The 2,851-nt window shown below is 72.3% G+C and carries 2 protein-coding genes; both read right to left on the bottom strand.

The annotated features are described in order from the left end of the window. Positions 1-904, bottom strand: a 904-nt coding sequence (locus tag ACTUAL_RS08355; RefSeq protein ID WP_440899843.1) for a ribulokinase, incomplete at its 3' end; no start/stop codon positions are given. Positions 905-1,269: 365 nt separating this feature from the next. After that, positions 1,270-2,286, bottom strand: coding sequence for a LacI family DNA-binding transcriptional regulator (locus tag ACTUAL_RS08350; protein ID WP_440899842.1), 1,017 nt, complete (start codon positions 2,284-2,286; stop codon positions 1,270-1,272). Positions 2,287-2,851: the final 565 nt, after the last annotated feature.

The raw sequence follows: 2,851 nt of genomic DNA, 5'->3' as shown, positions 1-2,851 counted from the left end.
CGTTCATGACGTGGCAGGTGGAGGTGCCCATGATGGCGACCATCTGGCCGGGCTCGACGGCCTGCGCGGCGGGCGCGGTGACGTGCGCGTCGACGTTGCCGACGGAGACCGCGATGCCCTCGGTCAGGCCGGTCCAGGCGGCGGCTTGGGCGGACAGGCCGCCCGCGCGGTCGCCGAGCTGGCCGAGGGGGTGCTCCAGCTTGGTGGAGACGAAGTCGGCGAAGCCGGGGTTGAGGGCGGCCAGGAACTCCGGGGACGGGTAGTTGCCGTCCTGGTAGATGCCCTTGTAACCCGCGGTGCAGGCGTTGCGGACGTAGGTGCCGGTGAGCTGCCAGACGATCCAGTCGGCGGCCTCGACCCAGTGGTCGATCGCGGCGTAGACGTCGGGGGCCTCTTCGAGGATCTGCAGGCCCTTGGCGAACTCCCACTCGGAGGAGATCAGGCCGCCGTAGCGGGGCAGCCAGGACTCGCCGCGCTCCTGCGCCAGCCGGTTGATCCGGTCGGCCTGGCCCTGGGCGGCGTGGTGCTTCCAGAGCTTGACGAAGGCGTGCGGGTGGTCGGCGAACTCGGGGAGCTCGCACAGCGGCGTGCCGCTGGAGTTCACCGGGACCATCGTGCAGGCGGTGAAGTCGGTGCCCACGCCGATGACGTCGGCGGCGTCGACGCCCGCGTCCGCGAGCGCGGCGGGGATCGCGTTGCGCAGGACGTCGACGTAGTCCTGCGGGACCTGGAGGGCCCACTCGGGGGGCAGCGCCCGTCCACCGGGGGTGGTCCGGTCGAGCACACCGTGCCGGTATTCGTGCACCGCGGTGCCGAGCTCGGCGCCATCGCTGACCCGGACCACGACGGCGCGGCCGGACAGCGTGCCGAAATCGACTCCCACGACCAGGGGATCATTCGCCATGAGCGAGGAGTGTTATCGCTAACATTCGGCCCGTCAAGCCCCCGGTGCAACGTGGGCTTAACCGTGATGTGAACGCGCACGACTGCGGAGGGCACACGAGTAACCCGCGCGTTACCCGGCGCGGTTGGTCCTGGACAGGGGGCGTGTGACACACGCTACTCCCTCAGGGCTACAACTTGGTCACGCTGGGTACCGGAACGGGAGACGGTTGGGTCGGAAGCGTCACCGGTGTGGGGTGACGTGATCACTTCCAGGCACAGGTTCCCCGCCAGTCGGACGCAGAAACCCTCGAATGGGGGACGACTGAACGAGGGAGGTAGGCGGTTCGGCGGTCCGCGCCCGGCCCCGCCGGGCCCCTCCCCCGCTCAGCTCCGAGGCGGCGCGACGCTGTCGCGGACCACCAGGCTCGGCGCTATGGTCCGCCTCGGCTCGCCCAGCTCCGTCCCGGCCACCTGCGCCAGCAGCAGCCCGAGGGTCTCCCGCGCCACCGCGTCGAAGTCCGGTCGCACGGTGGTCAGCGGCGGGATGAAGAACGCCGCCTCCGGCACGTCGTCGAAGCCCACCAGGCTCACGTCGTCCGGCACCCGTCTGCCGCGCTCGCTCATCGCCCGCAGGATGCCCAGCGCCAGGTGGTCGTTCGCCGCGAAGATCGCCGTCACCTCCGGCATCCGCGCGAGCATCAGCCCGGCCCGGTACCCGGACGCCGCGCTCCAGTCCGCCGCGACCACCGGCGGCACCTCGGCGCCCGCCTCCTCCAGCGCCCGGCGCCACCCGCGCACCCGGCCCTCGCTGTCGTACCAGTCCGGCGGCCCCGACACGTGCCACACCGTCTGGTGCCCGTGGTCCAGCAGGTGCCGCACGGCGGCGAGCGCGCCCGCCTCCTGGTCGACCGTCACGAGCGCCGACGCCCGCTCGGGGTCGCCGTCGACCGCGACCAGCGGCACGCCGTCCGGCACGTCGGCCAGCGCCGCGCTCGCCGAGTCGGTCGGCGCGATGACGACTATGCCCGCCACGCGCTGGTCCCGGTGCCGCTCGATGGCCTCGGAGATCGACGCCCGGTCCAGGCTCTTGACCAGCCCGACGCTGACCGCGAACCCCGCCTCCGCCGCCGCCTGCTCGACCGCCGCCAGCAGCCAGGCGGGCCCGTACAGGGTGGAGTTCTGCGCGACCACCCCGATGACCTGCGAGCGCCCGGTGACCAGCGCGCGGGCCGCGCGGTTGGGCCGGTAGCCCAGCTCCGCGATCGCGGCCCGCACCCGGAGCCTGGTCTGCTCGCGGACGTTGGGGTGGCCGTTCAGCACGCGCGACACGGTCTGGTGGGACACGCCCGCCAGCTTCGCGACGTCCGTCATCGCGGGATCGCGCGTGGTCCTGTTGTCCACTCCTGCCCCACCTTCAACTCAGCTGATCGAGCAACGCGGCCAACCGGCCGGAAAGCCACACGTGTTAGCGATAACAACGGTCTACCACGGTAGGAGTCGCCACCGTCCATTGTCCACCGTTCGGACATCGCGTTCCGGCATTCGGCCGATTGCCGCAGCGCCGCGGACGCGCCCGCTCCGGGTGGACCTCGGCGAGCCGGTGGACGCGCCGCGGGAACGGCGCCCGGTCGCGGAGTGGTGCGAACTCGACCCCGCAGAGCGGGAAGTGCGGCGGTTTCCCGGAAATCGGGCGGAGCGCGCGGGAGAAGTCACCGGTCGGGGACGTGCGCGGTCGCCCGTCGAGCGCGGCGCAGACCCCGAACACCCGCGGCGGCAGCGCACCTCGATCGTGGACCAACCGCTTTTCCCGCCGATTCTGAGCGCTTTTCCCCGCTGGCGGGAAAAACGGGCTCCACGGGTGATCGCCGTCCCGTTCCGGTGCGCGGTGGTCGACGCGAAGAGGGTGGCGCACAACGTTTTCCCGTCGTGGGAGCAGACCGGGTCCCGGTGCTCGGCGGCGCTCCCG

Source organism: Actinosynnema sp. (assembly GCF_052038725.1).
Note: the sequence above shows the minus strand (reverse complement) of the source record. Positions and strands in the feature narration are given on the sequence as shown.